Source organism: Falsiroseomonas sp. (genome assembly GCF_051860665.1).
GTDB lineage: Bacteria > Pseudomonadota > Alphaproteobacteria > Acetobacterales > Acetobacteraceae > Falsiroseomonas.
Genome location: NZ_JBHYDM010000003.1, coordinates 329,215 through 355,221, shown reverse-complemented (window position 1 = coordinate 355,221; position 26,007 = coordinate 329,215). Strand labels below are relative to the sequence as shown.

At 70.3% G+C, this 26,007-nt stretch carries 29 protein-coding genes; 16 read left to right on the top strand and 13 right to left on the bottom strand.

Annotated features, from left to right (window positions below):
• Positions 1-30 precede the first annotated feature (30 nt).
• The 4 genes from ACTIF1_RS05130 to ACTIF1_RS05115 all read right to left on the bottom strand — a co-directional run bounded on the left by ACTIF1_RS05130 (position 31) and on the right by ACTIF1_RS05115 (position 2,849).
• Entirely contained in the window at positions 31-1,428 is a 1,398-nt protein-coding gene (locus ACTIF1_RS05130; RefSeq protein ID WP_439595306.1) for a hypothetical protein, read from the bottom strand.
• A gap of 90 nt (positions 1,429-1,518) precedes the next feature.
• Entirely contained in the window at positions 1,519-2,244 is a 726-nt protein-coding gene (gene fliP, locus ACTIF1_RS05125; RefSeq protein ID WP_439595305.1) for a flagellar type III secretion system pore protein FliP, read from the bottom strand.
• On the bottom strand, positions 2,241-2,543 hold the full coding sequence (locus ACTIF1_RS05120; protein ID WP_439595304.1) for a flagellar biosynthetic protein FliO: 303 nt from the start codon (positions 2,541-2,543) through the stop codon (positions 2,241-2,243). The genes fliP and ACTIF1_RS05120 overlap by 4 nt, the downstream gene beginning before the upstream one ends.
• 54 nt (positions 2,544-2,597) lie before the next feature.
• Positions 2,598-2,849, bottom strand: coding sequence for a hypothetical protein (locus ACTIF1_RS05115; protein ID WP_439595303.1), 252 nt, complete (start codon positions 2,847-2,849; stop codon positions 2,598-2,600).
• 120 nt (positions 2,850-2,969) lie between these two features.
• On the opposite strand from ACTIF1_RS05115, the gene ACTIF1_RS05110 reads away from it, so the two are divergent.
• The 13 genes from ACTIF1_RS05110 to ACTIF1_RS05050 all read left to right on the top strand — a co-directional run bounded on the left by ACTIF1_RS05110 (position 2,970) and on the right by ACTIF1_RS05050 (position 14,616).
• Positions 2,970-3,404 carry a flagellar basal body rod protein FlgB gene (locus ACTIF1_RS05110; RefSeq protein WP_439595302.1) on the top strand — a complete coding sequence of 145 codons (435 nt, stop codon included), beginning with the start codon at positions 2,970-2,972 and terminating at the stop codon, positions 3,402-3,404.
• A gap of 26 nt (positions 3,405-3,430) precedes the next feature.
• Positions 3,431-3,838: a flagellar basal body rod protein FlgC gene (gene flgC, locus ACTIF1_RS05105; RefSeq protein ID WP_439595301.1), complete on the top strand. Its 408-nt coding sequence runs from the start codon at positions 3,431-3,433 to the stop codon at positions 3,836-3,838.
• Positions 3,838-4,134, top strand: a complete 297-nt coding sequence (locus tag ACTIF1_RS05100) for a flagellar hook-basal body complex protein FliE (protein WP_439595300.1) — start codon at positions 3,838-3,840, stop codon at positions 4,132-4,134. Before flgC ends, ACTIF1_RS05100 begins: the two co-directional genes overlap by 1 nt.
• 66 nt (positions 4,135-4,200) lie before the next feature.
• Positions 4,201-4,476 carry a flagellar biosynthetic protein FliQ gene (locus ACTIF1_RS05095; protein WP_439595299.1) on the top strand — a complete coding sequence of 92 codons (276 nt, stop codon included), beginning with the start codon at positions 4,201-4,203 and terminating at the stop codon, positions 4,474-4,476.
• Positions 4,473-5,255 (top strand): flagellar biosynthetic protein FliR, encoded by a 783-nt coding sequence (locus tag ACTIF1_RS05090; RefSeq protein ID WP_439595298.1) that lies wholly within the window; start codon positions 4,473-4,475, stop codon positions 5,253-5,255. Before ACTIF1_RS05095 ends, ACTIF1_RS05090 begins: the two co-directional genes overlap by 4 nt.
• 3 nt (positions 5,256-5,258) lie before the next feature.
• Positions 5,259-6,323, top strand: coding sequence for an EscU/YscU/HrcU family type III secretion system export apparatus switch protein (locus ACTIF1_RS05085; RefSeq protein WP_439595297.1), 1,065 nt, complete (start codon positions 5,259-5,261; stop codon positions 6,321-6,323).
• Between the two features lie 81 nt (positions 6,324-6,404).
• The gene (locus ACTIF1_RS05080; protein WP_439595296.1) at positions 6,405-7,976 is read left to right on the top strand and encodes an ATP-binding protein; all 1,572 of its coding nucleotides are present in this window, start codon (positions 6,405-6,407) and stop codon (positions 7,974-7,976) included.
• 175 nt (positions 7,977-8,151) lie between these two features.
• On the top strand, positions 8,152-9,183 hold the full coding sequence (gene recA / locus ACTIF1_RS05075) for a recombinase RecA (RefSeq protein WP_439595295.1): 1,032 nt from the start codon (positions 8,152-8,154) through the stop codon (positions 9,181-9,183).
• A gap of 60 nt (positions 9,184-9,243) precedes the next feature.
• Positions 9,244-9,519 carry a PepSY domain-containing protein gene (locus tag ACTIF1_RS05070; RefSeq protein WP_439595294.1) on the top strand — a complete coding sequence of 92 codons (276 nt, stop codon included), beginning with the start codon at positions 9,244-9,246 and terminating at the stop codon, positions 9,517-9,519.
• Between the two features lie 94 nt (positions 9,520-9,613).
• Positions 9,614-12,262: an alanine--tRNA ligase gene (gene alaS, locus ACTIF1_RS05065; protein WP_439595293.1), complete on the top strand. Its 2,649-nt coding sequence runs from the start codon at positions 9,614-9,616 to the stop codon at positions 12,260-12,262.
• Positions 12,259-12,870: a hypothetical protein gene (locus tag ACTIF1_RS05060; protein WP_439595292.1), complete on the top strand. Its 612-nt coding sequence runs from the start codon at positions 12,259-12,261 to the stop codon at positions 12,868-12,870. Before alaS ends, ACTIF1_RS05060 begins: the two co-directional genes overlap by 4 nt.
• Before the next feature lie 212 nt (positions 12,871-13,082).
• Positions 13,083-14,159 carry a DmpA family aminopeptidase gene (locus ACTIF1_RS05055; RefSeq protein ID WP_439595291.1) on the top strand — a complete coding sequence of 359 codons (1,077 nt, stop codon included), beginning with the start codon at positions 13,083-13,085 and terminating at the stop codon, positions 14,157-14,159.
• 52 nt (positions 14,160-14,211) lie between these two features.
• Entirely contained in the window at positions 14,212-14,616 is a 405-nt protein-coding gene (locus ACTIF1_RS05050; protein WP_439595290.1) for a hypothetical protein, read from the top strand.
• Between the two features lie 3 nt (positions 14,617-14,619).
• Here the strand turns inward: ACTIF1_RS05050 and ACTIF1_RS05045 are convergent, their stop codons facing one another.
• Positions 14,620-15,303, bottom strand: a complete 684-nt coding sequence (locus ACTIF1_RS05045) for a DUF599 domain-containing protein (RefSeq protein WP_439595289.1) — start codon at positions 15,301-15,303, stop codon at positions 14,620-14,622.
• A gap of 79 nt (positions 15,304-15,382) precedes the next feature.
• Positions 15,383-16,594 (bottom strand): NADP-dependent isocitrate dehydrogenase, encoded by a 1,212-nt coding sequence (locus ACTIF1_RS05040; RefSeq protein WP_439595288.1) that lies wholly within the window; start codon positions 16,592-16,594, stop codon positions 15,383-15,385.
• 188 nt (positions 16,595-16,782) lie between these two features.
• On the opposite strand from ACTIF1_RS05040, the gene ACTIF1_RS05035 reads away from it, so the two are divergent.
• Both ACTIF1_RS05035 and ACTIF1_RS05030 read left to right on the top strand, forming a co-directional pair.
• Positions 16,783-17,589 (top strand): PAS domain-containing protein, encoded by an 807-nt coding sequence (locus ACTIF1_RS05035; RefSeq protein WP_439595287.1) that lies wholly within the window; start codon positions 16,783-16,785, stop codon positions 17,587-17,589.
• Positions 17,590-17,693: 104 nt separating this feature from the next.
• Positions 17,694-17,903: a hypothetical protein gene (locus ACTIF1_RS05030; protein ID WP_439595286.1), complete on the top strand. Its 210-nt coding sequence runs from the start codon at positions 17,694-17,696 to the stop codon at positions 17,901-17,903.
• On the opposite strand, the gene ACTIF1_RS05025 is transcribed toward ACTIF1_RS05030, so the two are convergent.
• From ACTIF1_RS05025 to ACTIF1_RS04995, 7 genes are read right to left on the bottom strand one after another with little or no spacing between them, the layout of a single operon-like run.
• Positions 17,900-18,304: a RidA family protein gene (locus ACTIF1_RS05025; protein WP_439595285.1), complete on the bottom strand. Its 405-nt coding sequence runs from the start codon at positions 18,302-18,304 to the stop codon at positions 17,900-17,902. The two genes, ACTIF1_RS05030 and ACTIF1_RS05025, sit on opposite strands and share 4 nt — an antisense overlap.
• The gene (locus tag ACTIF1_RS05020; protein WP_439595284.1) at positions 18,297-18,761 is read right to left on the bottom strand and encodes an acyl-CoA thioesterase; all 465 of its coding nucleotides are present in this window, start codon (positions 18,759-18,761) and stop codon (positions 18,297-18,299) included. The genes ACTIF1_RS05025 and ACTIF1_RS05020 overlap by 8 nt, the downstream gene beginning before the upstream one ends.
• Positions 18,758-20,353 (bottom strand): AMP-binding protein, encoded by a 1,596-nt coding sequence (locus ACTIF1_RS05015; protein WP_439595283.1) that lies wholly within the window; start codon positions 20,351-20,353, stop codon positions 18,758-18,760. Before ACTIF1_RS05015 ends, ACTIF1_RS05020 begins: the two co-directional genes overlap by 4 nt.
• A gap of 16 nt (positions 20,354-20,369) precedes the next feature.
• Positions 20,370-21,533: an acyl-CoA dehydrogenase family protein gene (locus tag ACTIF1_RS05010; RefSeq protein ID WP_439595282.1), complete on the bottom strand. Its 1,164-nt coding sequence runs from the start codon at positions 21,531-21,533 to the stop codon at positions 20,370-20,372.
• A complete protein-coding gene (locus tag ACTIF1_RS05005) occupies positions 21,533-22,360 on the bottom strand; it encodes an enoyl-CoA hydratase family protein (RefSeq protein ID WP_439595281.1) in 828 nt (275 codons plus the stop codon). The genes ACTIF1_RS05010 and ACTIF1_RS05005 overlap by 1 nt, the downstream gene beginning before the upstream one ends.
• On the bottom strand, positions 22,357-22,854 hold the full coding sequence (locus tag ACTIF1_RS05000) for a MarR family winged helix-turn-helix transcriptional regulator (protein WP_439595280.1): 498 nt from the start codon (positions 22,852-22,854) through the stop codon (positions 22,357-22,359). The genes ACTIF1_RS05005 and ACTIF1_RS05000 overlap by 4 nt, the downstream gene beginning before the upstream one ends.
• Positions 22,851-23,585, bottom strand: a complete 735-nt coding sequence (locus ACTIF1_RS04995; protein WP_439595279.1) for an SDR family NAD(P)-dependent oxidoreductase — start codon at positions 23,583-23,585, stop codon at positions 22,851-22,853. The genes ACTIF1_RS05000 and ACTIF1_RS04995 overlap by 4 nt, the downstream gene beginning before the upstream one ends.
• A gap of 105 nt (positions 23,586-23,690) precedes the next feature.
• Here ACTIF1_RS04995 and ACTIF1_RS04990 point away from each other — a divergent pair, with 105 nt between their 5' ends.
• Positions 23,691-25,994 carry a bifunctional salicylyl-CoA 5-hydroxylase/oxidoreductase gene (locus tag ACTIF1_RS04990; protein ID WP_439595278.1) on the top strand — a complete coding sequence of 768 codons (2,304 nt, stop codon included), beginning with the start codon at positions 23,691-23,693 and terminating at the stop codon, positions 25,992-25,994.
• Positions 25,995-26,007 lie beyond the last annotated feature (13 nt).

Sequence of the window (26,007 nt, the reverse complement as noted above, 5' to 3'; positions counted from 1 at the left end):
TCCCCCCTGAGAAGGGGGGAGCGGTTCCGGTTACGCCTCCACGGGCGGCGGCACCCTGTCGCCGGGCTGCAGGCCGCGCAGGCGCGACTCACAGAAACGCTCGCTGAAGACGTCGCGCAGCGAGGAGGCGATCGCGTTGCGCGCGGTCTCGAAATCCTTGCGCGCGATGGCATCGGCGGGGTCGGCCAGCACCCGGGATTCGGCGCTGCGGATGCTGGCGATCTCCTCGTTCAGCCGCTTGGCCGAATCCCGTGGCAAAGCGCGGCCGGCGACATAGACCGCCTGGCTGATGCCGATCAGCGTCACCAGCTGGTCCGGCAGGGTGAAGTTCTCCAGGTCGCCGGTGCCGCTGACCACCAGGGCCACCGCGGCGAAGAGGCTGAACAGCAGCGCCTGCACCCGCGTGACGTCGATCTCCCCATCCGATTCCACCAGGTCCGTCCAGCGCGGCAGGCGCGGCGTCGGGTCCAGCACGCCGGTGCCGAGCAGCCAGAGCCGGTTCGGCGTCTGCATCACCGAACCTTCGGTGAGGCGGGCGAGGGTGGAGCCCGTCAGCGTCACGCCCAGCAGCGTGAGGACGGATTGCGACAGCTCCGGCAATTCGCCCGTGCGCCCCATCACATAGGCATAGACCCCGGCGAGGACGAGAGTGAAGAGCAGCACCTGGAATCGCGACAGGCTGCAATATCCGAAACTGTCCTGGGCGATGACGGTCGGCCGCAGCGCATAGGCGAGGGCGGAGGGCGCGCCTTCGCCCAGCAGCACGCGGCCATGCGCATATTGCCGTGCATGGATCCGCGCGGCGGCGAAGGCCAGCACCAGATAGGCGGCCAGCACGGTCAGCAGGCCGGCCGCGGTGGACAGGCGCAGCGTGGAGACGAAGAGCGGCTGGCGCGCATAGGCGCGCAGTTCCCGCCCCTGGGCGCGCAGCTGGTTCGCACCCTCCTGGATCGGGTCCAGGCAGAGCAGCAGCACCACGTGCCAGGAGGAGGGCAGCCAGCCGTGGGCGATGGTCGGGAAGAGCACGGAGAGCGTGGTCTCCGCATCGCGCGGCGTGGGCGGCAGCACGGTGCCGCGCTGCAGGTCGCCCTCCCGCAATGCGACCGGGGAGATGCCATCGGCATAGACCACCGCCTCGAAGAAGGCGTTGCGCCATTCGGCGGGGGTCAGCCAGTCCGGCCGCGCCACCGTGATCTCCAGCGTCGGCACGGCCTTCGAGGTCTGCCGCACCGGCCCCAGCGGCAGGGCCGGCGCGCTGGTGTTCAGGTGCCGCGCCAGGTCCTCCATCACCATGAAGCCGGAGCCGACGCGCCAGGGCTGGTCGCCCGGCACCGGCGCACTGCACTGGATGGCGCGTGACGGCGCCTGGGCCGCGGCCGGCAGGGCGGCCAGCGCCAGCAGCAGCACCGCGATGATCCAGCGCAGCATCGACGCCTCCCGCACCCGTCGCGGCAGGCTGCGGGGCGGGATGGCGGCGGCGCAACGTTTATTCGGTTTCGCTTGTTTCAGGCGGCCCGGTCATCCGGGTGCGAACCCCTGCACCAGGCTGCCCGCGATCAGCCGCCAGCCATCCACCAGCACGAAGAAGGCCAGCTTGAAGGGCAGCGCCACCACGGTGGGCGGCAGCATCATCATGCCCAGCGACATCAGCAGGCTGGCGGCCACCAGGTCGATCACCAGGAAGGGCAGGAAGATCAGGAAGCCGATCTCGAAGGCGCGGCGCAGCTCGCTGACCATGAAGGCCGGCGTCAGCGCGCGCCAGGGCGCCTCGTTGGCGCCGGTCATCGGCAGATTGGCCAGGTCGAGGAACAGCGCGAGGTCGGCGTCCCGCACCTGCGCCGCCATGAACCTGCGGAAGGGCTCGGCGGCGGCCTGCAGCCCCTCCAGCTCCCCGATCGTGCCGGCCGACATGGGCTGCAGCCCCTGCTGCCAGGACTGCAGCAGCACCGGCTCCATGACAAAAAGGGTGAGGAACAGCGCCAGGCCGATCAGCACCGGATTGGGCGGGATGGAGGGCGCGCCGATGGCGCTGCGTAGCAGGGCGAGCACGATGACGATGCGGGCGAAGGCCGTTGTCATCACGATCAGGGACGGCGCGAGGGAGAGCAGCCCGATCAGCGCCGTCAGCTGGATCATCCGCCCCGTGGTGCCGGAGCCGCCGGCGCCGAGGTCGAGGCTGAGGCTTTGGGCCAGCGCGGCGCCGGGCGCCAGCAGCAGCAGCAGGGGAAGCAGCCAGCGCATCATCGCGGCGCCTCCCGTCCCGTCGCCTCGGGGCCGGGCGCCTCGGGCGGCAGCCAGCCCAGCACCACCTCCTGCGCCCCGCCGGTCAGCAGCAGCAGGGACCGGCCATCGCAGCGCAGCAGCACCAGGCGCCGGCGGCCATCCAGCGCCAGGGTCTCCTCCACCGCCAGGCGGCGGCCGATGCGGGCGCCGATCCCGGCCGCGCGCGCCGCGCGGCCGGCGAGCAGCAGGGCGGCCAGCACCGCGACCAGGGCGGCGGCGGCGGTGAGGGTGGCGGTGATGAGGCTGGCGGTCTCGGTCATCCTGTCCTCTCGCGCCCGCCTTTTGGCAGGGCGTCCGGCTGGCGGTCCTGCGGATCAGCCGCGGGCCACCTGCGCCGCCAATTCGTTCACCTGCCGCAGCAGCCCCTCCAGCGCGGGGCGCAGCAGGCGGCCTTCCTCCGGCCGCAGGGCGAGGACGGCGGCGCAGAGCGCGGTGGCGTCGCGGTCCAGCCCCTCCAGGTCCACCTGTCGCCCGCCCTCGACCAGGACGCGCGCCACCAGCACGGTGCCGCCCATGCTCTCGATGGCGGCATGCACGGCCTCGGCATGGGTGGCGGGTTGCGGCATGGCGCTATTGGCGCAGGTCCGGGTGAAGGATTTCTCAACGGCGGCGCATTCGATTGGGGAATGTCCGGCGTGCCGGGCGCCGGAAACCCTTCCTTCACCGATGCGGGCCAGGATGACGGCATGCAAGCCAGCCCCCTTTCCCCTGCCGCGTCGTCCCGCGCCAACCCGGCCCGTGCCGCGGGGCCGCTCGACCTCGCCGCGCGGCGGGTGAACTGGCTGGACCGGCGGCAGGCGGTGCTGGCGCAGAACATCGCCAATGCCGATACGCCGAACTACCGGCCCCACGACCTGCAGCCCTTCGCACGGCACCTTGCCGCCGCGCTGCCGCCCGCCATGGCGCGCACCGCGCCCGCGCATCTGGCGCCGCGCGGCGGCGGCCAGGCCGGCGCGCCAGAGGATCGCCAGGTGGCGGAGGCGGTGCCGGATGGCAATGCCGTCTCCCTGGACCGCGAGGCGGTGCGGATTGCGGAAACCGATACGGCCCATGCGCTCGCCATGGCCGTGCATCGCAGCTTCATGGGCATGTTCCGCCTCGCCCTCGGCCGCCAGGGCTGAGGCGGGCGTCTGGAGGAGGGCAGGAGATGGATCTCGATCGGGCGCTGCGCATCTCGGCCGCCGGCATGGCGGCGCAATCCACCCGGCTGCGCGTGGTGGCGGAGAACCTCGCCAACCGCGACAGCACCGGGGAGACCGCGGGCGCCGACCCCTATCGCCGCCGCACCGTCACCTTCGCCAATCGGCTGGACCGGGCGATGGGGACGGAGGCCGTCGAGGTCTCCCGCATCGGTACCCAGCCGGGCGACTTCCCGACCCGCTTCGACCCGGCGCATCCGGCCGCCGATGCGAATGGCTACGTCAAGCTGCCCAATGTCGACAGCGTGGTCGAGGTGATGGACATGCGCGAGGCGCAGCGCAGCTACAGCGCCAATCTCTCGGTCCTTGAGACGACGCGCGGCATGCTGACGCGGGCGATCGAGGCGCTGCGCTGATGGCCATTGGCGCGGTTCAGGCGGCGGCGGCCTATGCCTCGGCCGGCGCTGGTACGGCCGGCGCGGCCGCCTCGGGCGGTGCCGAATTCGGCGCGGCGCTGCATCGCGCGCTGGAGACGGGCGTGCAGCTGGGGCGCACGGCCGATGCCAGCGCCACCCAGGCGCTGATGGGCCAGGGCAGTGTCTCGGATGCCGTGCTGGCCATCTCCCGCGCCGAGCTGGCCTTGCAGACGGCCGTCTCGCTGCGCGACCGGGTGGTGGCCGCCTATCAGGAAGTGATGCGCATGCCGATCTGACGGCGGCGCTCGGAGACCACACGGATCGAAGCGCCAAGAGGCGTGGATGCGGGCCAGGAGGGCCGGATGTCGGAACAGGCCATGGGCCAGGCGCTGCGGGAGTCGCTCTGGGTCTCGACCCAGGTGATGGGTCCCCCGCTGCTCGCGATCCTGGCCATCGGCCTGGTGGTATCGCTGGTGCAGGCGCTGACGCAGATCCAGGAGGCCACCCTGGCCTTCCTGCCGAAGCTCGTCATCGGCGGCGCGCTGATGCTGCTGCTGGGCCCCTTCACCACCTCCGTCATGGTGGCCTGGACGGCGACGCTCTTCGACCGGATGGTCGCCATCGGCGGCGCGCCGTGACCGAGGCCGATCTCGCCTTGGTGCAGGCGCTGCCTGCGCTGGCTTTCCAGGCGGTGCTGGTCTTCGCCCGCCTCGGCGCCGCGGCCCTGCTGCTGCCGGGCCTCGGGGAGCAGGAGGTGCCGGCGCCGCTGCGGCTGGGCCTCGGCCTCGCCTTGCTGGCGCTGCTGTTCCCGGTCGTCTCGCCCGGCCTGCCGCCGGCGCCGGAGGATGCGGCGGAGGCGGCGCGGCTGCTGGCGATCGAGGTGGTGGTGGGGCTCTGGATCGGCGGCCTGGCGCGGCTGGCGATGACCGCCTTCGCCATGGCGGGGCAGGCGATCTCGGCCCTGGTCGGCCTGGCGGGGCTGCTGGTGATGGACCAGAACCTGGGCGCGCAGGCCACCGCGCTCGGCCGCGCCTTCGGGCTGCTGGCGGTGGTGCTGGTGCTGTCCACGGGCCTTTATGCGCTGCCCCTGCGGGCGCTGGCCGAAAGCTATGCGGTGATCCCGGCGGGCGATCCCTTCCCGGCCGGGGCGGCGGTGGAGGCCCTGTCCCAGGCCGGGGCGGATTCCCTGGCGCTGGCGCTGCGATTGGCGGCGCCCTTCGTCATCGGCGCCGTGGTGCTGAACGTGGCGCTGGGCCTGCTGGCGCGGCTGGCGCCGCAGGTGCAGACCTTCTTCGTCGCCGTGCCCGGGCAGATCCTGGCCGGGCTGGCGCTGCTCGGCCTGCTGGCCCCGGCGCTGATCGCAAGCTTCGCCGAGGCCGCGCGCGGCAGCTTCGCCACCCTGCCGGGGCTGCGCTGAGGCATGGCGGAAGGCGGCGAGGGGGGCGATGCCGCCGATCGGACAGAGGCCGCCACACCGCGGCGGATCGAAAAGGCGCGGGAGGATGGCCAGGTCGCCATGTCGCGCGAGGCGGTGGGCTGGGCGGCGCTGGCCGGCGGCACGCTGGCGGCCATGCTGGCCCTGCCGGTCACCGGCATCGAGATGCTGCGCGCCATGCGCGCCACGCTGGAGCGCGGCCATGCGCTGGAGATGACGGATGCGGTGCTGCGGCTGTCCGGGCTCGGCCTGATGGCGGTGCTGCCGGTGGCGGCCGCGGCGGCCCTGGGCGCGGTGGCGGCCACCCTGCTGCAGACCGGCGGGCTGGTGACGGCCAAGAACATGGCGCCGCGGCTCGACAAGATCAGCCCGCTGGCCGGGGTGAAGCGGCTGGTCTCCCCGGAATCCGCCATGGAGCTGCTGCGCAACCTGCTGAAGCTCGCGCTGGTGGGGGCGGCGCTGTGGTATGCGCTGGGCGACCTGCACGAGATCCAGGCGGCGCTGCACCAGGCGCCGGGCGGCCTGCCGGCCACCGCCGGCGCGGCGGCGCTGCATCTGATGCTGGCGGCGCTGGTCGCCTTCGCGGGCATTGCCGGGCTCGATGTGATGTGGGTGCGCTACCGCCACTTCAGCCGCCTGCGGATGAGCAAGCAGGAGCTGCGGGAGGAGGCGAAGGACTCCGAGGGCGACCCCCATATGAAGGCGCGCCGCAGGCAGATGCGCCAGGCGCAGGGCCGGCGGCGGATGATGTCTGCCGTGCCGCGCGCCGATGTCGTGGTGACCAACCCCACCCATTACGCCGTCGCCCTGTCCTATGGCGGCGATGGCGGCGCGCCGAAGGTGGTGGCCAAGGGCGTGGACGCCATGGCCGCCCGCATCCGGGAGGTGGCGCAGGCCCATGGCGTGCCGCTGGTGGCCAATCCGCCGCTGGCCCGCGCCCTGTGGCGGCTCGAGGTCGATGCCGAGATCCCGCCCGAGCACTACCAGGCGGTCGCCGAAATCATCGCTTACGTCTGGAGACAACGTGGCTTATTTTCCCGTCCAGGTTGATATTGGTATAGGCTTGCTCGCGTGGAGTGCGTGGGTGCCAGGGATCCGCTGCCCCGGCGGCCCGGGGCCGAGGAGAACGGCATGACCGAATCGCGAAGTCGATTGCAGGCGCTGCTGCGCCGGGCGCTTCGGCCCAGCCCGGACCCGGTGCTGCGCGCGGTGCTGGAGGCGGCGGGGACGGGCATGGCCCTGCTCGATTCAGAGGATCGGCTGACCGCCTGGAACAGCGACTTCGCAGGCCTTTGCGGCCCGATGCTGCCGCCGCGGGAGGATATGCCCTTCGGCCAGCTGCTGGCGCGGGAGGGGCGGGAGGAAACCTTGGCGGCACTGGCCGGCGGGCAGAAGCTGGTGGTCACCATGGCCAGCGACGGCGCGCCGAAGCTGGAGGCGGAGCGCCGGCCACTGCCGACGCCGGACCGGCTTTCGGTGCTGCGCCTGGCCAAGCTGACGACCCGGCCGCCGGAGCAGGCAGCGGCGGCGGCCCGGCTGCAGGCGGTGGGCGCCCTGGCCGGCGGCATCGCGCATGACTTCAACAACCTGCTGACTGCCATCGCCGGCAGCGCGGAATCCGCCCTCGCCCGGGCGCCGGAAGGGCCTGCGGCGCCGGAGCTGCGGCAGGTGATGGAGAGTGCCGGGCGCGGCGCCGCGCTGGTGCGCCAATTGCTCGCCTTCGCCCGGCAACAGGCGCTGCGGCCGCGGGTGGTGGACCTGAACGAGGCCGTGGCCTCCATGGGCGAGCTGCTGAAACGGCTGCTCGGCAGCCGGGTGAAGCTGGCGCTGACGCTGGAGGAGCCGGCCCGGCGGGTGCGGATCGACCCGACGCAGCTCGACCAGGTCATCATGAACCTGGCGCTGAATGCGCGGGACGCCATGCCCGAGGGTGGCGCCATGCGGATCGGCACCGGGCATGCCGTGGTGCTGCGGCCCGAGCCGCTGGGCAATGAGACGCTGCCCGCCGGCCGCTACGCGCTGCTGGAGGTTTCGGACAGTGGCGCCGGCATTCCGCCGGAGGTGCTGCCGCGTATCTTCGATCCCTTCTTCACCACCCGGCGCGACCAGGGCGGCACCGGGCTCGGCCTGTCCACCGTGCATGGCATCGTCCGCCAGTCCGGTGGCTTCATCTCCGTCGACAGCAAGCGCGGGGAGGGAACGCGCTTCCGCATCTGGCTGCCGCGGCATGAGGGCCCGGCCGATCCGCCGGTGCCGACCGCCATGGTCACCGTGCCGAGCCTGGCGCAGCCGGTGCCCGTGGTGCCGGCCGCCAACTATGGCAGCGCCCCCGTCCTGCTGGTGGAGGACGAGATGCCGCTGTTGCGCCTGGCCGAACGCGCGCTGCGCCGCGCCGGCTTCGAGGTGATGAGCGCCAGCTGCGCGGAGGATGCGCTGGAACTGCTGGAGCGCGGGGCCCCTTCGCCGCTCGCCCTGGTCTCCGACGTGGTCATGCCGGGGATGGATGGGTTGGAACTCGCCGGGCGGCTGCGCGGCAAATGGCCGGATCTTCCAGTGCTGCTGGTCTCCGGCTATGCGGAGGCGGCACTGGGGCGCGACCTGGCGGCGGAACGCATCCGGCTTCTGGCCAAGCCCTATAGCCTGGGCTCCCTGGTGGCCGAATTGCGCGCCATCCTGCCGAAGGGGGCGGTAAAAGTTTCCTAAATGTTCTTGTCGGAATCGCGGTTCCGCGCGATATTCGGCTCAGCAGGCGGAGAGGCCTCGGGGTGCCGGCTGGGCACACCGGAAGGTTTTTCCGGCCAGGGGATTGACCGGTGGGTGGAACACCTGCCTCAATTTCACCCATAGGTTGAGATCGGATTTCGGGAGAGCGAGCCGGATGGACAAGACCAAGGCTCTGGATGCCGCGCTGAGCCAGATCGAACGCGCCTTCGGCAAGGGCTCGATCATGCGGATGGGCAACAAGGCCGCGACGGATGAGGTGGAGGTGATTTCCACCGGCTCGCTGGGCCTCGACCTGGCGCTCGGCATCGGCGGCGTGCCGAAGGGGCGGATCATCGAGATCTACGGGCCGGAAAGCTCGGGCAAGACCACGCTCGCCTTGCATATGATCGCGGAGGCGCAGAAGAAGGGCGGCACCTGCGCCTTCATCGACGCGGAACATGCCCTCGACCCCGGCTATGCCAAGAAGCTGGGCGTGGATGTCGAGAACCTGCTGATCAGCCAGCCGGATGCGGGCGAACAGGCGCTCGAGATCTGCGACACGCTGGTGCGATCGGGCGCCATCGACGTGCTGGTGGTGGACAGCGTCGCCGCGCTGGTCCCCCGCGCCGAGCTGGAAGGCGAGATGGGCGACAGCCATGTCGGCCTGCATGCCCGGCTGATGTCCCAGGCGCTGCGCAAGCTGACGGGCAGCGTCTCCCGCTCCAATACCCTGCTGGTCTTCCTGAACCAGATCCGCCTGAAGATCGGCGTGATGTTCGGCAATCCGGAGACCACCACGGGCGGCAATGCGCTGAAGTTCTATGCCTCCATCCGCATGGAGATCCGCCGGATCGGCGCCATCAAGGACCGCGACACCACCACGGGCAACCAGACCCGGGTGAAGGTGGTGAAGAACAAGATGGCGCCGCCTTTCCGGCAGATCGAATTCGACATCATGTATGGCGAAGGCATCTCCAAGGTCGGCGAGCTGATCGACCTCGGCGTGAAGGCCGGGATCATCGAGAAGTCCGGCGCCTGGTTCAGCTGCGACAGCCAGCGCATCGGCCAGGGGCGGGAGAATGCCAAGCAGTTCCTGCGCGACAACCCGGCCATGGCGGAGAGCGTGGAGAAGCGCATCCGCGACCAGGCCAGTGGCCTGGCCAGCGCCATGCTGGCCGGGGAGGGGGAGGAAGCGGCGGCGGAGTAGAGGGAACCTTTACCAGCTCCAGCGTTGGATGACGGAACCGTAATCCAACCTGGAGGCCCCATGCTTCGTCTTGCCGGTATCACTGCCGCTGCCCTTCTGTTCGCCACCCCGTCCTTCGCCCAGGCTCCGGCGCAGGTCCCGGCCGGGCGCTGCGCCGGGCAGGTCGATATCAGCCGCGCCATCGAACTGGCGCGCGGCGCGGGCATCGCCCGCGTCGACCAGGCGGAATGCGACGATGGGAAGTGGGAGGTCGAGGGGCGCGATGCCCAGAACCGCCGCATCCAGGTGGATATCGACCCGGCCGATGGCCGGGTGATCCGCACGGATCGCGACTGAAGCGACCCCGCGGGGCGCTCATCCGCGCGCCCCGCTTCCGGTTTGTCCTATTCTGCTCTAACGATCGCGGCCCCTTGCGAGACATGCCGAGACCATGAGCAGCAGCAACGACATCCGCGCCACCTTCCTCGACTATTTCCGTCGGAACGGGCACGAGGTGGTGGAAAGCTCCCCCCTCGTTCCGCGCAACGACCCGACGCTGATGTTCGCCAACAGCGGCATGGTCCAGTTCAAGAACGTCTTCACGGGCCAGGAAAAGCGCGGATACCAGCGCGCGACAACCGCCCAGAAGTGCGTGCGGGCGGGTGGCAAGCATAACGACCTCGACAATGTCGGCTATACCGCCCGGCACCACACCTTCTTCGAGATGCTGGGCAATTTCAGCTTCGGCGACTACTTCAAGGAACAGGCGATCGAGCATGCCTGGACCCTGCTGACCCGCGATTTCGGCCTGCCGAAGGACAAGCTGCTGGTCACCGTCTATTCCGAGGACGAGGAAGCCCCGGTCTACTGGAAGAAGGTGGCCGGCCTGCCGGACAGCCGCATCATCCGCATCCCGACCTCCGACAATTTCTGGCGCATGGGCGATACCGGCCCCTGCGGCCCCTGTTCCGAGATCTTCTACGACCATGGCGACCATATCCCCGGCGGCCCGCCCGGCAGCCCGGAGGAGGATGGCGACCGGTTCATCGAGATCTGGAACCTGGTCTTCATGCAGTTCGAGGAAGGCCCGCCCGGCACCCGCGTGCCGCTGCCGCGCCCCTCGATCGACACCGGCATGGGGCTGGAGCGCTTTGCGGCGATCTTGCAGGGCAAGCACGACAATTACGACACGGACACGCTGCGCGCCCTGATCCTCGCAAGTGCCGAGGCCACGGGCCAGGAGCCGGATGGCCAGTGGAAGACCAGCCACCGCGTGGTCGCCGACCATCTCCGCGCCGGCACCTTCCTGATGGCGGACGGCGTGCTGCCTTCGAATGAAGGCCGTGGCTACGTGCTGCGCCGCATCCTGCGCCGCGCCATGCGCCACGCCCATATGATGGGGGCGCGCGAGCCCCTGCTGCACCGCCTGGTGCCGGCCCTGACCCGCCAGATGGGCGCCGCCTATCCCGAGATTCTCCGCGCCGAAGCCCTGGTGATCGAGACGCTCCGCCTGGAGGAGACGCGCTTCCGGTCGCTGCTGGAGCGCGGCCTCGGGCTGCTGGCGGAAGAGTCGGGCAAGCTGGGGGACAAGGGCACGCTGCCCGGCGATGTCGCCTTCAAGCTCTACGACACCTATGGCTTCCCCCTCGACCTGACCCAGGACGCGCTGCGCGGCGAGGGCAAGTCCGTGGACACGGAAGGCTTCGCCGCCGCCATGGCGGAGCAGAAGCAGCGCGCCCGCGCCGCCTGGGCGGGCTCCGGCGAGGCGGCCACCGAAACCCAGTGGTTCGACCTGAAGGAGAAGCTCGGCGCCACCGAATTCTTGGGCTATTCGACCGAGAGCGCGGAGGGTTCGATCCTCGCCATCCTGGTGGACGGCAAGCCGGTGGAGAGCGCCGGCCCGGGCACCGAGGTGGCGGTGCTGCTGAACCAGACGCCCTTCTATGCGGAATCCGGCGGCCAGGTGGGCGATGCCGGGCTGATCTCGGCCGGCGAGGCCTGCCGGATCGTGGTGCGCGACACCCAGAAGAAGCTCGGCGAGCTCTTCGTGCATTACGGCGTGGTGGCGCATGGCGAGGCGAAGCTCGGCCTGCCGGTGGTGGCGGAGGTCGACCACGCCCGCCGCGGCACCATCCGCGCCCACCATTCCGCCACCCACCTGCTGCATGAGGCGCTGCGCCGGCGGCTCGGCACGCATGTGGCCCAGAAGGGCTCGCTGAACGCGCCGGACCGGCTGCGCTTCGACGTCTCCCAGCCCACGCCGATGACGGATGAGGACCTCGCCTGGGTCGAGACTGAGGTGAATGCCCGCATCCGGGAGAACGCCGAGGTAGTGACCCGGCTGATGACGCCGGACCAGGCCGTGGCGGTCGGCGCCATGGCGCTGTTCGGGGAGAAATACGGCGACGAGGTCCGGGTGGTCTCCATGGGCCATGACCCGCAGGCGGTGGAGCGCCAGGGCGTCTATTCGCTGGAGCTCTGCGGTGGCACGCATGTGAAGCGCACCGGCGACATCGGCCTTTTTCGAATCGTCTCCGAAGGCGCGGTGGCCGCGGGCATCCGACGCGTCGAGGCGGTGACGGGCGAAGCCGCGCTGAAGCTGCTGGAGGAGCGCGACCGGCAGTTGAACGAGGCGGCCGCCGTGCTGAAGGCACGCCCCGCCGAGCTGGCGGATCGCATCAGCAGCCTGCTGGAGGACCGGAAGAAACTGGAGCGCGAGGTCTCGGACCTGCGAAAGAAGCTGGCGACCGGCGGGGCGGCGGCGGAGGTCGAGCAGATCGCCGGCCTTCGCGTGGCGCTGCGCGAACTCGGCGAGATGCCGCCCAAGGACTTGAAGGGCGTGGTCGAGGCGATCCTCGCCTCCGGCACCGCCGATGTGGTGGCGGTGGTGGCGACGGCGGAGGGCAAGGCCAGCGTCTTCGTCGGCATCGGCGAGGCGGCCAAGGGCAAGACGGACGCGGTGACGCTGGTGCGCGCGGCCTCGGCGGCCATCGGCGGCAAGGGCGGCGGCGGCAAGCCGGACATGGCCCAGGCCGGCGGGCCGGATGCGGCGAAGGCGGCGGAGGCGCTGGCGGCGGTGCGGGCGGCGCTCGGGGGGTGAGCGGGGAGGAGGCCCTTCGGAAAATCGATGCAGCCTCGGCGCTGGAAATCCTGCGCCAGGCTCAGACCTTGATCGCGGCGCAGATTGACGCGAGCAAGTCCATCGACACGAAGGCCACCTCGGTACTTCAGGCGTCGCTATCGCTGGCCGGAGCCAGTCTCGGCGCGGCGGCACTGGCCATGGGTGACAAAGCCTGGCTGCCGGCATGGGGCGCGGCGGGGCTGCTGGCCATGGCAATAGCATTCATCCTGGCGGCCTATCTGGCCGCCTGGACGCTCAGGGTGACCAATATCGCAGCACCAGCTCTGCGGCCCGCGACCCTTATCGAACAGGGCATGCATGAGGTGGCATCGAAGCAGGCCTATCTCTTCATAGCCTTCGAGCTCAACAAGGCTATCGAGATCAATGACGCCCGCTCGCGCGAGGCCGGCCAGCGCGTGACGCGCGCGCTGTATGCCTCCCTGGCCGCGCCCTGGGCTGGGCTGACGGCAGCCGCGAGCTTCGCCGCGGCGGCCACGCCGAACCTGCTGACATGGCTAGCCGTTCTGGCCGGCGCAATTATCGTGCAGCAGCTAGCGGCTCGTGTCTTCGGATCGTCGCAGCGGTAGGGGGTTCGTTGGCCCGATCGACCGTGTCAGCTGTTCCAATTGGACCGGACGTGCTTCCGGGCGAGCCTGATACGGATTGACGGGCGACGGACGTGGCCCGGCCACCGGTGCGGAACCGGTCGGCTTGGCAGCGGCCTGGGTGGGGCGGAGCGTCGTCATCCTTTCAAGCTAGTGGTTATGGGGACTGTTTTCCAGCGAGGAGAAGAGGCTTGGTGAGTGATCCCGTCGTCCCCCGCCGCGCCCGCACCCTCGGCTTCGCCCCCGGCATCTTCGCCCCCGGCCCGCTGAACGCCATCACCGATGTGGCCGGTGTCCGCATTGGCCAGGTCACGGTGATCGAGGGCGAGGCCACCCTGACCGGCGTCACCGCCATTCTCCCGCATCCCGGCAACCCCTATGCCGAGCGCGTGCCCGCCGGCCTTTTCGCCATGAACGGCTATGGCAAGATGGCCGGCGTCACCCAGGTCCAGGAGCTGGGCGAGCTGGAGACGCCCATCCTGCTGACCAATACGCTCGCCGTCGGCCGGGCGGTGGAGGCGCTGGTGGACTGGACCCTGGCGCAGCCGGGGAACGGGGCAGTGCGCTCCGTCAATGCCGTGGTGGGCGAGACCAATGACGGGCGCCTCAACGATATTCGCGCCCGCGGCGTCACCCACCAGCACATGCTGGATGCGCTCGCCGCCGCCGTGGAGGGGCCGGTGGCGGAGGGCTCGGTCGGCGCCGGCACCGGCACCATGGCCTTTGGCTGGAAGGGCGGCATCGGCACCGCCTCCCGCCTTCTGCCCGCCGCGCTGGGCGGCTGGACCGTGGGTGTGCTGGTCCAGGCGAATTACGGCGGCGCCCTGGTGATGGACGGCCTGCCTGTCGGGCGGCTGCTGAAAAAATACTACCTGGCGGAGCATGCGGCGGAACAGGCGGATGCGGATGGCTCCGTCATGGTGGTGGTCGCCACCGATGCGCCGCTCTCGGACCGCAACCTGCAGCGCCTGGCGCGCCGCGCCATGGGCGGCATCGCCCGCACCGGCGCGGCCTTCTCGGATGGCTCGGGCGATTACGCGCTGGCCTTCGCCACCCACGCGGCGGTGCGGCGCAGCCCGGGGCAGGGCGCCGCGCAGGACTGGCCGAACGACCGCATGTCCCCGCTCTTCGTCGCGGCGGCGGAAGCGACCGAGGAGGCGGTGCTGAACGCGCTGTGCTGCGCCACCACCGTCGAGAGCCGGCTCGGTGGGCGGCGCGTGGTGGGTCGCGCCCTGCCGCTGGACCAGGTGGCAGCCCTACGGCGCCCTTAACCCTTCGCTTGCGCTTCTGCGGCAGCTTGCCGGCGGCAAAGGCGGAGGTGGCGTGGAGATCCTGGCAGGCGGGGTGGTGCTGGCATTGCTGGTGCTCGGCCTGGGCGTGCTGGTGCGGCGGCTGCTGCGCCGCCTGGGCATGCTGCTGCGCGGCCTGCTGCCGCAGCGGCCGCCCGGCTTCCAGCTGCGCGGCCTGCGGCTGGCCCATACGCGGGCGCTGGTCCGCTCCGAGCAGCGCCGTGCGGCGGCCCTGGCGGCGGAGGTGGCGCGACTGCGGGTGGAACTGCGACTGGCCCAGCAGGGGCCGGCGGAGCCGCGCTTCCAGCGAGCCAAGCGCGAATTCGCCCGCCGCTTCCACCCGGACCGCCTGCCGCCGCGCAGCCCGGAGCGGGGGGTCCGGATCGCCATCTTCCGCGAATACTGGGCCGTGCTGCGCGGCATCGAGCGCAGCCGATAGGGTTTATCCCTCTCCGGCCACCGCATGCCGCAGCGCGCTGCGGAATTCGCGCCGGTGCAATTCCCGCAAGACGAAGAGGCTGGTCGCGATCAGCGCCAAGGGGTGCACTACCCAGGCCAGTGCCGCGAGCCCGAAGTAGTAGCTGCGCAGCCCGGTGTTGAAATGCCGCGCCGCCCGGTTCGCCACATCCGCCGCCATATCGGCCAGCGCCAGCGCCTGGCCGTCCGGCTTGCCGCAGGGAATGCCGCCCACCAGGATGGAGGTATAGTTGAACTGCCGCAGCGCCCAGGTCAGCTCGAAGAAGGCATTCACGAAGATCAGCAGCAGCAGCCCGATCTTGATCTCCCAGGTCGAATCATCCGGCACGGCCGCATAGGGCAGGGAGGCGACGACCCGCCGGCCGAGATCGGGCGCGCCCAGCAGCGCAACCAGGCCGCCCAGGATGAAGATGCTGGTTGTCGCCAGGAAGCTGGTGCTGTTCATCAGGTTGCCGATCGCCGCCATGTCGGCGATGCGGTTCTCCCGCGTCAGCATGGCGCGCATCCAGCGGCGCCGATACTCGTCCATGGCCGCGATGACGCTGGCCCGGCGGATGCGTGGCACCCGGTCCACGACATTGGAATAGACCAGCCAGCAGCTGGCGAAGACCGCCAGCGCCGACCAGTCGAGCAGGGTGAAGGCAACCATGCGGGTCTTATACTGCAGTGCAGCATAAATCCGCCAGCGTTACCTCGGCCGGGGGGAGGCCCCGGCCGAGGTGGCCGCGTCAGGCCATCTTCTTCTTCAGGTTCTCGTCCAGCTTGGCGAGGAAGGCCTGGGTATTGAGCCAGGGCTGGTCCTTGCTGATCAGGATGGCGAGGTCCTTGGTCATGTCGCCGGCTTCCACCGTCTCGATGCAGACCTGCTCGAGGGCATTGGCGAAGTCCACCACGTCCTGGGTGCCGTCGAACTTGCCCCGGTAGGCCAGGCCGCGGGTCCAGGCGAAGATGGAGGCGATCGGGTTGGTGCTGGTCTCGCGGCCCTTCTGGTGCTCGCGGTAGTGGCGCGTCACCGTGCCGTGCGCCGCCTCGGACTCGACGGTGTTGCCATCCGGGGAGAGCAGCACGGAGGTCATCAGGCCGAGGCTGCCGAAACCCTGCGCCACGATGTCGGACTGCACGTCGCCGTCGTAGTTCTTGCAGGCCCAGATATAGCCGCCTTCCCACTTGAGCGCGGAGGCCACCATGTCGTCGATCAGCCGGTCCTCATAGACCAGGCCGCGCTTCTCGTATTCCGCCTTGAACTCCGCATCGTAGATGGCGCGGAAGATGTCCTTGAAGTTGCCGTCATAGGCCTTCAGGATCGTGTTCTTGTGGCTGAAATAGACCGAGAAGTTGCGCGCCAGGCCGTAGTTGAAGCTGGCGCGGGCGAAACCCTCGATCGAGCTGTTCAGGTTGTGCATCATCATGGCCACGCCGCCCGCCTTAAAGACGAAGTCGCCTACTTCCTGCGGCTGACCGCCTTCCGGCGTATAGGTCATGGTGACCTTGCCGGCGCCCGGTACCTTCATCTCCACCGCGCGGTAGATGTCGCCATAAGCGTGGCGGCCGACGACGATCGGCTTGGACCAGTGCGGGACCAGGCGCGGCACGTTCTTGCAGATGATCGGCTCGCGGAAGATGGTGCCGTCCAGGATGTTGCGGATGGTGCCGTTCGGGCTGCGCCACATCTTCTTGAGGTTGAACTCCTTCACCCGCGCCTCGTCCGGGGTGATGGTGGCGCACTTCACGCCGACGCCGTACTGCTTGGTGGCATTCGCCGCGTCCACCGTCACCTGGTCGTCGGTCTGGTCGCGGTATTCGACGCCAAGGTCGTAGTACTTCAGGTCGATGTCGAGGTAGGGCAGGATCAGGCGGTCCTTGATGAACCCCCAGATGATGCGCGTCATCTCATCCCCATCCATCTCGACGACGGGGGTCTTCACCTTGATCTTGGCCATGCCTGTATCCTTGCCTGTCTCTGCCGCCGGCCGCCCGGGCCGGGACGACGCCATCACGCCGAAGGGTGGGAGGTGGCGGAACATGCCAACCGGGCCCCGCGGGGGCAAGCCCATCCGGCTGCAAGGCTTGCGCGGCAGGCGCGCGGGATGCGAGAGGCCTGCCGCCGCATGACCCCCCGAGGCGGGAGATGACCCTGGCCTTCCCAAACAGCCTCGCCCTGCTGCTGGTCCTGGCCATCCTGGCCCTGTTGCTGGCCCTGGCCTGGGCCGGATTGCGGCTGCGGGCGGCGGCGGCGCGGGGCCGCCTGCTCGCGGCGGAGAATGCCGCGCTGCGCCAGGTGCTGGATCGGGCCGAGGCCAAGGCGCGGCAGCTGGATGGCGCCTTCGCCGCCATGACCGATGGGGTGATGGTGACGGACGATGCGCTGCGGCTGGTCGGCTGGAATACCCGCTTTCCCGACTACGCCGGCGTGCCGCGCCAGGCGCTGCGCATCGGCATGCCGCTGGAGGAGGTGCTGCGCCTGCAGGCGGAGGCCGGCGAGTTCGGCCTGGTGGATCCGGAGGCGGAAGTGGCCCGGCGCATGCAGATCCTGCGCAGCGGCCAGATCCTGGAACGGTTCACGCGGGAACGCCCGGATGGCAGCCTGCTGCAACTGCGCCGCGCGCCGCTGCCCGGTGGCGGCTTCGTCACCCTCTATACGCCCATCGCGGCCGCCGGCGCGGGGCAGGCCGCGCTGGACCCCGCCGGGCTGGCCGCGGCCTTCCGCCAGGAATGGAACACCCGGCTGCCGCGGCTGATGGCGGCGGCGGCCGATGCGGATCTGCCGGCGGTGCTGGCTGCCGCGCATGCGCTGCGCGGCATCGCCGGCAATGCCGGCTGGCCCGCCACCGCGGCGCTGCTGGCGGAGGTGGAGGCCGCCGCGCGCGCGGGGGATACGGTGGCGCTGCGCCTGCTGGCCAGCCAATTGCCACAGGAACCGCCGGGTTCGGCCTGATGGGCCAGCCCCCTGGTCCGCCGCGGGCGCCCATGCTGGCATGGCGGTGCTGGATTCCCGGCACGGGGTGCCCAGATACCAGGCTGCATGAGGGAGTTGGCACGATGATTCTGCGAATGGCCGCAGGGACGATGATGGGCGCGGTCGTGGTGACCGGTGCCGTCGCCACCCTGGCGCTGGGTGCCGGCGCCCTGGGCAGCGTGCTGCTGGCACGCCGCCTCTGCGAGGAGCGCAAGGGCTGGCAGGACGGCGCGAAGGCGGAGGCGGAGCCCCCGATGGACATGCCGGAGGCCGGGGTCCCCGACCCCGTCTAATCCGGCAGGATGGCGGTGGCCTCGATCTCGACGCGCGCCTCGGGCTCGACCAGCGCCACCACCTGCACCAGCGCCATGGCCGGGAAGTTGCGGCCCATCACGGCCCGATAGGCGGGGCCCAGCTCTGCCAGGCTCTCCCGGTATTCGGCGATATCCACCACATACCAGGTCAGCCTCCCGATATGCTGCGGCCCGCCGCCGGCAACCGCCAGCACCGCCAGGATGTTCTCGAGCGCCTGGCGGACCTGGGCCACGAAGCCGGTGGCGAACCTGCCCTGCGGATCCCAGCCGATCTGGCCGCCGACCAGCACGATGCGGCCGTGGCCCATCATGCCGTTCGCATAGCCGCGCGGGGCGGGCCAGCCGGGCGGCTGCAGCGCGGTCAGCAGGTTGTCAGGCATCCGCGCAACGCTCCTGGTAGCTGGTCAGCGCCGCGCGCAGATCGGCCGGGATGGGCACGGCGCGGCGGGCATCGAGATCGGTGGTGGCGGTCACCAGCTGCATCCGCAGCAACTCCGCCGATCCGCGATGCACATGCATGGTGAAGGCGTAGCTGGCGCCACCGATGCGGGTGATCAGCGGCGTCAGCGCCACCTCATCGCCCATCAGCCCGGGGGCGAAGAAATCGGCCTCGGCATGGGCGAAGCCGGTGCCGATGCGGCGGGTGGCATGCAGGGCGTGGAAATCCACGGCCAGCTCCTCGCGAAAAAAATCCTCGACCGCGGCATTCGCCAGCGCGAACCAGGCGGGGAAGAAGACGATGCCGGCCGGGTCGCAATCGCCGAAGCGGATGCGCGCCGCGGCGTGGAAGGCGCGCGGTGGAAGATGCTCGAAGGGCAGCGGCGTCGGGCGGGTCATGCGCCGGAGGCTGCGATCTGGCGGAGCGCGAAGCGTTGCAGCTTGCCGGTTTCCGTGCGCGGCAGGCTCTCGCAGAAGACCACGCTGCGCGGGTATTTGTAGGGCGCGATCTCCGCCTTCACATGGTCCTGCAGCGCCTTGGCCAGCGCGGGGTCGCCGCGAAAGCCGGGCTTGGGCACGATATAGGCGCGCACCACCATGCCACGCTCCGCATCCGGCGCGGCGACCACGCCGCATTCAGAAACGGAGGGGTGGGTCAACAATGCGGCTTCCACCTCGGGCCCCGCGATATTGTAGCCGGCGGAGACGATCATGTCGTCGTTGCGCGCCTGGTACCAGAAGTAGCCGTCCGCATCCTGGACGTAGGTATCGCCGGTGATGTTCCAGCCCTTCTGGACGTAGTTCGCCTGGCGCGGGTCATCGAGGTAGCGGCAGCCGGTCGGGCCCTTCACGGCGAGGCGCCCGGGCGTGCCGCGCGGCACTTCCTTTCCGGCCTCGTCCACCACCTTCGCGATATAGCCGGGCACGGGCAGGCCGGTGGCGCCGGGGCGGATATTCTCCTCCGTCGCACTGATGAAGATGTGCAGCATCTCGGTGGCGCCGATGCCGTCCATCAGCTTCAGTCCGGTGGCGGCGAGCCAGGCCTCGAAGATGGGCCGGGGCAGCGTTTCCCCCGCCGAGACGCATTTGCGCAGGGAGGAAAGATCATGGTGGCCGGCCTGGGCAGCCATGACGCGATAGGCGGTGGGGGCGGTGAAGCAGATGGTGGCGCGATGCTGCGCGATGGCCGCCGGCAGCTCCTCCGGCGGGGCGCGTTCCAGCAGCACGGCGCTGGCGCCGACGCGGAAGGGAAACAGCACGAGACCGCCAAGGCCGAAGGTGAAGGCGAGCGGCGGGGAGCCGATGAAGATATCCGTGGGTTCCGGCTTCAACACCTGCAGGGCATAGCCGTCGCAGATCGCCAGCATGTCGCGGTGGAAATGCAGCGTGCCCTTGGGCTCGCCGGTGGAGCCGCTGGTGAAGCCGATCAGGCAGATGTCGCCGGCGGCGCTGTCATGCGCGGGAAAGCCGGGCGCGGCTTCGGCGACCATCGCCTCCAGCACGCCATCGCCCCAGGTGACGAGGTGCCGCAGATCCGGCCCATCCGCCTTGCGCAATTCCTCGACCAGCCGCGCATCGCAGAGTGCATGCGTGATGCGCGCCTTGCGCAGCATCTGGGAAAGCTCCTTGGCGCGCAGCAGGGGCATGGAGGCCACGACCACGCCGCCCGCCTTCAGCACCGCAAAATAGGCGGCGACCATCCAGGCATTGTTGGCGGAGCGCAGCAGCACGCGGTTGCCGGGCACCAGGCCGAGGCGTTCCACCAGCACGCGGGCGATGCGATCCACGCGATCGGCGAGCTGCGCATAGGTCAGCGTTTCGACCGGCGTGATCAGCGCCGGGTGGTCGCCGCGGCCGCGCGCGATATTGCGGTCCAGCAGTTCGACGGCGCAGTTCAGCCGAGGCGGATACTGGAATTCCGGCCGGTCGAGCAGGAAATCCGGCCACTGGTCGCGGGGCGGCAGCCGGTCCTGGCAGAAGGTGTCACGCATCTCGTCCATCCTCTCTCTAGCCGGATGACGTGCGAAGCTGGCGTTCGGATCGCGCGATGACGACGCGCTGAATTTCGGAGGCGCCCTCATAGACACGCAGCGCCCGAACCTCCCGGTACAATTCCTCGGCCTTGTGGCCCTTGGTGACGCCGAGACCGCCATGGATCTGCACATTGCGGTCGGCGCAGCGCTGCGCGGCCTCGGTCGCGTGCAGCTTGGCCATGGAGGCCTCGCGCGTCACGCGCGGCGTGCCGGAATCCTTCAGCCAGGCGGCGCGATAGACCAGCAGGGCGGAGGCTTCGACATCCACGGCGCTGTCCGCGATGGCGGCCTGCGACATCTGCTGGTCGAACAGCGTCCCGCCGAAAATCTTGCGCGAGTCGGCATGCGCCACGGTCATGTCCAGCGCGCGGCGGGCGAAGCCGAGGGCGGCAGCGCCGACGGTGGCGCGGAAGACGTCGAGGGTGGACATCGCCACCTTGAAGCCTTCGCCGGGCTTGCCGAGCATGTCCTCGGCGGCCACGCGCAGATCCGCGAAATCCAGGCGGGCGAGGGGGTGTGGCGCGGTGACCTCGATGCGCTCGGCGACGGTCAGGCCGGGCGCATCGGCGGGAACGAGAAAGGCGGAAAGCCCCTTGGCGCCGGGCGCCTCGCCGGTGCGGGCGAAGACCACGTAGCTGGCCGCAATCCCGCCATTGCTGATCCAGGTCTTTTGGCCGTTCAGACGGTAATGGCCATTGCCATCCGGTGTCGCCGTCAGCGCGAGGGCGGAGACGTCGCTGCCCGCCTCCGGCTCGCTGAGCGCGAAGGCGGCCAGCGCGGTGCCAGCACGCGCACCCGCCAGCACACGCTCCCGCTGCGCCGCGCTGCCGAACAGCGTGACGGGGCCGGTGCCCAGCCCCTGCATGGCGAAGGCAAAATCCGCCAGCCCGCTATGCCGCGCCAGGATGTCCCGCGCGATGCAGAGCGACCGCACATCCAGCGCACCGTCTGCAGGGCAGGGCACGCGCAGCAGTCCGGCCTCGCCCATGGCGCGCGCCAGGCGGATGACGCTGGCATCGGCGTCCTGCTCATCGGACAGCGCCTCGGCATGCGCCGCCGCCCATTCCTCCACCTCGGCCGCCCAGTCGCGGTGGCGGGGCTCGAAGAAGGGCCAGTCGAGGAAGGTCCGGTCGGCCATCAGTCGCCCTTGAACACCGGGCGCTGCTTCGCGACGAAGGCGTCGAAGGCGCGCCGGAAATCCTGCGTGGTCATGCAGAGCGCCTGGGCCACCGCCTCGGCCTCGATCGCCTGCTCGATGGACATGGCCCATTCCATGGCGAGCATGCGCTTGGTCATGGCATGCGCGAAGGCCGGCCCTTCCGCGATGCCGCGCGCCATCTCCGTGGTCGCCTCCAGCACCGTTTCCGGCGTGTGCAGGGCGTTGAAGAAACCCCAGGCCAGGCCTTCCTCGCCGCCGAGGGAGCGACCCAGATAGAGAAGCTCGCTGGCCCGCCCCTGGCCGATGATCCGCGGCAGGATGGCGCAGGCGCCCATGTCGCAGCCGGCGAGGCCAACGCGGTTGAACAGGAAGGCCACCTTGGTCCGCGCGGTGCCGAGCCGCAGGTCCGAGGCCATGGCGATGATGGCGCCCGCGCCGGCGCAGATGCCGTCGACCGCCGCCAGGATCGGCTGCGGGCAGGCGCGCATCGCCTTCACCAGGTCGCCGGTCATGGCGGTAAAGGCCATCAGCCCGCGCGTGTCGCGATCCAGCAGCGGCCCGATGATTTCGTGCACGTCGCCGCCTGAACAAAAGTTGCCGCCGGCGCCGGTGACCACGAAGGCGCGCACCTGGTCGTCATGCACGGCCGCCCGGAAGATGGCGGTGAGTTCGGCGTAGCTGTCGAAAGTCAGCGGATTCTTACGCTCCGGCCGGTTCAGCGTGAGCGTGGCGACGTTCCCCACCACCTCCAGCTTCACATGCTGCGCGGCGTAGTCGGACAGCGGGCCGGTGATGGCGGTGATCATGCGCTGGGCTCCGGCGGCAAGGCGTTGCGGACCGAGATTTTCGTGTGGCCGAGCAGCCGGAACAGCGCGCCGCGTTCCACCGGCGTCACGCCGGCCAGCAGCTCCGCGATCCAGCCCTCATGCGCCGCGGATTGCCGTGCGAATTCGCGGCGGCCCTTGGCCGTCAGGCGCAAAAGCTGGGCGCGGCGATCGCCGGGGCGGGCGCGGCGCTCGATCAGCCCCTCGGCCTCCAGCCGCGCGGCGAGGCCGGTGACATTGCCGTTGCTGACCATCATGCGGCGGGAGACCTCGCCCAGCGAAAGCCCTTCCGGCGCGCGGTCCAGCGCGGCCAGCAGGTCGAAGCGGGGCAGGGTGGTGTCGAAATCCCGGCGCAGGCGGCTGCGGATCTCGCCCTCGATCAGCGTGGTGCAGGTCAGCAGCCGCAGCCAGAGGCGCAGCTCGTCCTTGTGGCCGGGGGGCGCATGGGCGAGGGCGGTTTCGGCATCCACGCTCATGTCTCGCCCCCGTCCACCGCGATGGCCTGGCCGTTGATGGCGCCGCTGCCGGGCCAGCAGAGGGCCAGCGCGGCCGCCGCCACTTCCGCCGGCTGCACCAGGCGCCGCTGCGGATTGTGCCTGGCCAGTTCCGCGCGCGCCGCGGCCTCGTCGCGACCGGTCTTCGCCATGATGCGGGCGACGGACTCCGCCACGATCTCGGTCTCGGTGAAGCCGGGGCAGATGGCATTCACCGTCACGCCCCTGGTCGCCACTTCCTGCGCCAGGGACCGCACCAGGCCGAGCAGCCCGTGCTTGGCCGCGGCATAGGCGGTGACATAGGGGTAGCCCTTGAGGCTGGCGGTGGAGGCCACCATCACCACGCGGCCGAAGCCGGCCTCGATCATCCCCGGCAGCACCGCCTGCGCCACCGCGACGGCGCCCATCAGGTTCACGCGCCACATCCGCTCGAACAGCGCGGCGTCGGATTTCAGGAAGGGCGCGCTTTCGGCGGCACCCGCGGCATGCAGCAGGATGTCGAAGCGCGGCAGCGCCGGCAGGGCGTTGATATCGGCCGCGATGTGGTCCGCGGCATCGCCCTCCGCCACCCGCGCCCGCAGCGGTGCCTCCCGCCGCCCCAGCACCGTCACCCGCGCACCGGCCGCCGTAAGCGCCGCGGCGCAGGCGGCGCCGATGCCGCTGCCGCCGCCGGTCACCAATGCCGTCCTGCCCTGGATGGTGCCTGCCTGCATGATGCTTGAAGCCTAAAACATCCCCGGAACCTTGCGCAACATCCGGTTGAACCCTCATTGCTTGAAGCCTAAACTATTCCACGAAGCGACCAGGGGGCCGAGGTGATGCGGATCGCGGTGATCGGTGGCGGCCCGGCGGGGCTGTATTTCGCCATCCTGATGAAGCGGGATTTTCCAGACTCCCGCATCACCGTGGTGGAACGCAACCAGGCCGAGGATACCTTCGGCTTCGGCGTGGTCTTCAGCGACGCCACGCTGGACGCCTTCAAGCAGGCCGACGAGCCGAGCTACCGCGCCATCACCGAAAGCTTTGCCTATTGGGACGACATCGCGATCGTCGCCAAGGGCCAGGAACACCGCGTCGGCGGCAACGGCTTTTGCGGCTGCTCGCGCCGCACCTTGCTGATGCTGCTGGCCGCGCGCGCGCGCGAACTGGGCGTGGAGCTGGAATTCCGACGGGAGGCCACGCCCGAGGATTTCCCGGATGCGGACCTGATCGTCGCCGCCGATGGCATCAACTCCCCCATCCGCGAGCGCTTCGCCGAGCACTTTCGGCCCGAGGTGGACCTCCGCCCCAACCGCTTCGCCTGGATGGGCAGCACCCGGCCCTTCGACGCCTTCACCTTCTTCTTCAAGGAAACGCCGCACGGCATCTTCATCGCCCATTGCTACCAGTACGAGGCCGGTGCCAGCACCTGGGTGCTGGAGACCGATCCTGAGACTTTCGCCAAGGCCGGCCTGGACGGGATGGATGAGGCCCAGAGTGCGGCCTTCCTCGAAGGCGTCTTCGCCGAGGAATTGCAGGGCCACCGCCTGATCACCAACCGCAGCCAGTGGCGCCGCTTCCCCACCATCAAATGCGCCCGCTGGGTGCGCGGCAATGTGGTGCTGCTGGGGGATGCCAAGGCCAGTGCGCATTTCTCCATCGGCTCCGGCACCAAGCTGGCCATGGAGGATGCCATCGCGCTGCACCAGTCCTTCCTGGCGGAGCAAAGCGTTGCCAGCGCGCTGCATGCCTTCGAGACCGGGCGGCGGGAGGATGTGGAGAAGACGCAGCACGCCGCCAATGTCTCGCTCGTCTGGTTCGAGCATGTGAAGCGCTTCTGGGACTTCTCCCCCACCCGCTTCGCCTTCGGCGTGATGACGCGCAGCAAGGCCATCACCTGGGACAACCTGGCGCTGCGCGCACCGGATTTCGTGGCGGAGACGCAGCGCGCGGTGGCGGAGGAGGTGGGCGGCGATCCGAAGCGCCCGCCGATGTTCCAGCCGCTGGCCCTGCGCGACATGACGCTGGCGAACCGCGTCGTCGTCTCGCCCATGTGCATGTACTCGGCGCAGAACGGCCTGCCCGGCGATTTTCACCTGGCGCATTACGGCGCGCGGGCCATGGGCGGCGCCGGGCTGGTCTTCACGGAGATGACCTGCGTCTCACCGGAGGCGCGCATCACGCCGGGTTGCGCCGGCCTGTGGAACGACGCGCAGCAGGCGGCCTGGACCCGCATCGTCGATCTGGTGCATGCGACCTCCGCCGCAAAAATCTGCCTCCAGCTGGGCCATGCCGGCCGCAAGGGCGCGACGAAGCTGATGTGGGAAGGCATGGACCAGCCGCTGGAGGCCGGCGCCTGGCCGATCCTCTCCGCCAGCCCCATCCCCTACTACAAGCACAGCCAGGTGCCGCGCGAGATGACGCGGGACAACATGGATCAGGTGAAGGCGGATTTCGTCGCCGCGGCCGAACGCGGCCTCGCCTGCGGCTTCGATATGCTGGAGCTGCATTGCGCCCACGGCTATCTGCTCGCCAGCTTCCTCTCGCCGCTGACCAATGCGCGCACGGATGAATATGGCGGCCCGATCGAGAACCGCCTGCGCTATCCGCTGGAAGTCTTCGCCGCACTTCGCGCCGTATGGCCGGCCGGGAAGCCGATGTCGGTGCGCATCTCCGCCACCGACTGGGCGGAGGGCGGGCTCACGGAGGCGGATTGCCTCGCCATCGCGCGCGCCTTCGTCGCCGCCGGCGTGGATCTGGTGGATGTCTCCACCGGCCAGACGGTGGCCGATGCCAGCCCGGTCTATGGCCGCATGTTCCAGCTGCCCTGGGCGGACATGATCCGCAACGAGGCGGGGGTGGCCGTGATGTGCGTGGGCAATATCACCAGCGCGGACCAGGTGAACACCATCATCGCCGCTGGGCGCGCGGACCTGGTGGCGCTGGGGCGCCCGCATCTGACGGACCCCTTCTTCACCCTGCATGCCGCGGCAGCTTATGGCGTGCGGGATGTCGCCTGCCCGCCGCAATACCGCTGGGGCCAGGACGCCGCGCTGCGCAATGCGGCGAAGGACCAGGCGGAGCTGCGGGAGCTGAAGCTGAAGGCACGGCCGGCGAGCCATGCGCCGCGGGCGGTCGTTTAGCGCCGCCCGCGGG

Coding starts and splice junctions, on each gene's coding strand:
- ACTIF1_RS05130 (WP_439595306.1), bottom strand. CDS start 1,428: ATGCTGCGCTGGATCATCGCGGTGCTGCTGCTGGCGCTGGCCGCCCTG.
- fliP (WP_439595305.1), bottom strand. CDS start 2,244: ATGATGCGCTGGCTGCTTCCCCTGCTGCTGCTGCTGGCGCCCGGCGCC.
- ACTIF1_RS05120 (WP_439595304.1), bottom strand. CDS start 2,543: ATGACCGAGACCGCCAGCCTCATCACCGCCACCCTCACCGCCGCCGCC.
- ACTIF1_RS05115 (WP_439595303.1), bottom strand. CDS start 2,849: ATGCCGCAACCCGCCACCCATGCCGAGGCCGTGCATGCCGCCATCGAG.
- ACTIF1_RS05110 (WP_439595302.1), top strand. CDS start 2,970: ATGCAAGCCAGCCCCCTTTCCCCTGCCGCGTCGTCCCGCGCCAACCCG.
- flgC (WP_439595301.1), top strand. CDS start 3,431: ATGGATCTCGATCGGGCGCTGCGCATCTCGGCCGCCGGCATGGCGGCG.
- ACTIF1_RS05100 (WP_439595300.1), top strand. CDS start 3,838: ATGGCCATTGGCGCGGTTCAGGCGGCGGCGGCCTATGCCTCGGCCGGC.
- ACTIF1_RS05095 (WP_439595299.1), top strand. CDS start 4,201: ATGTCGGAACAGGCCATGGGCCAGGCGCTGCGGGAGTCGCTCTGGGTC.
- ACTIF1_RS05085 (WP_439595297.1), top strand. CDS start 5,259: ATGGCGGAAGGCGGCGAGGGGGGCGATGCCGCCGATCGGACAGAGGCC.
- ACTIF1_RS05080 (WP_439595296.1), top strand. CDS start 6,405: ATGACCGAATCGCGAAGTCGATTGCAGGCGCTGCTGCGCCGGGCGCTT.
- recA (WP_439595295.1), top strand. CDS start 8,152: ATGGACAAGACCAAGGCTCTGGATGCCGCGCTGAGCCAGATCGAACGC.
- ACTIF1_RS05070 (WP_439595294.1), top strand. CDS start 9,244: ATGCTTCGTCTTGCCGGTATCACTGCCGCTGCCCTTCTGTTCGCCACC.
- alaS (WP_439595293.1), top strand. CDS start 9,614: ATGAGCAGCAGCAACGACATCCGCGCCACCTTCCTCGACTATTTCCGT.
- ACTIF1_RS05045 (WP_439595289.1), bottom strand. CDS start 15,303: ATGGTTGCCTTCACCCTGCTCGACTGGTCGGCGCTGGCGGTCTTCGCC.
- ACTIF1_RS05040 (WP_439595288.1), bottom strand. CDS start 16,594: ATGGCCAAGATCAAGGTGAAGACCCCCGTCGTCGAGATGGATGGGGAT.
- ACTIF1_RS05035 (WP_439595287.1), top strand. CDS start 16,783: ATGACCCTGGCCTTCCCAAACAGCCTCGCCCTGCTGCTGGTCCTGGCC.
- ACTIF1_RS05030 (WP_439595286.1), top strand. CDS start 17,694: ATGATTCTGCGAATGGCCGCAGGGACGATGATGGGCGCGGTCGTGGTG.
- ACTIF1_RS05025 (WP_439595285.1), bottom strand. CDS start 18,304: ATGCCTGACAACCTGCTGACCGCGCTGCAGCCGCCCGGCTGGCCCGCC.
- ACTIF1_RS05020 (WP_439595284.1), bottom strand. CDS start 18,761: ATGACCCGCCCGACGCCGCTGCCCTTCGAGCATCTTCCACCGCGCGCC.
- ACTIF1_RS05015 (WP_439595283.1), bottom strand. CDS start 20,353: ATGCGTGACACCTTCTGCCAGGACCGGCTGCCGCCCCGCGACCAGTGG.
- ACTIF1_RS05010 (WP_439595282.1), bottom strand. CDS start 21,533: ATGGCCGACCGGACCTTCCTCGACTGGCCCTTCTTCGAGCCCCGCCAC.
- ACTIF1_RS05005 (WP_439595281.1), bottom strand. CDS start 22,360: ATGATCACCGCCATCACCGGCCCGCTGTCCGACTACGCCGCGCAGCAT.
- ACTIF1_RS05000 (WP_439595280.1), bottom strand. CDS start 22,854: ATGAGCGTGGATGCCGAAACCGCCCTCGCCCATGCGCCCCCCGGCCAC.
- ACTIF1_RS04995 (WP_439595279.1), bottom strand. CDS start 23,585: ATGCAGGCAGGCACCATCCAGGGCAGGACGGCATTGGTGACCGGCGGC.
- ACTIF1_RS04990 (WP_439595278.1), top strand. CDS start 23,691: ATGCGGATCGCGGTGATCGGTGGCGGCCCGGCGGGGCTGTATTTCGCC.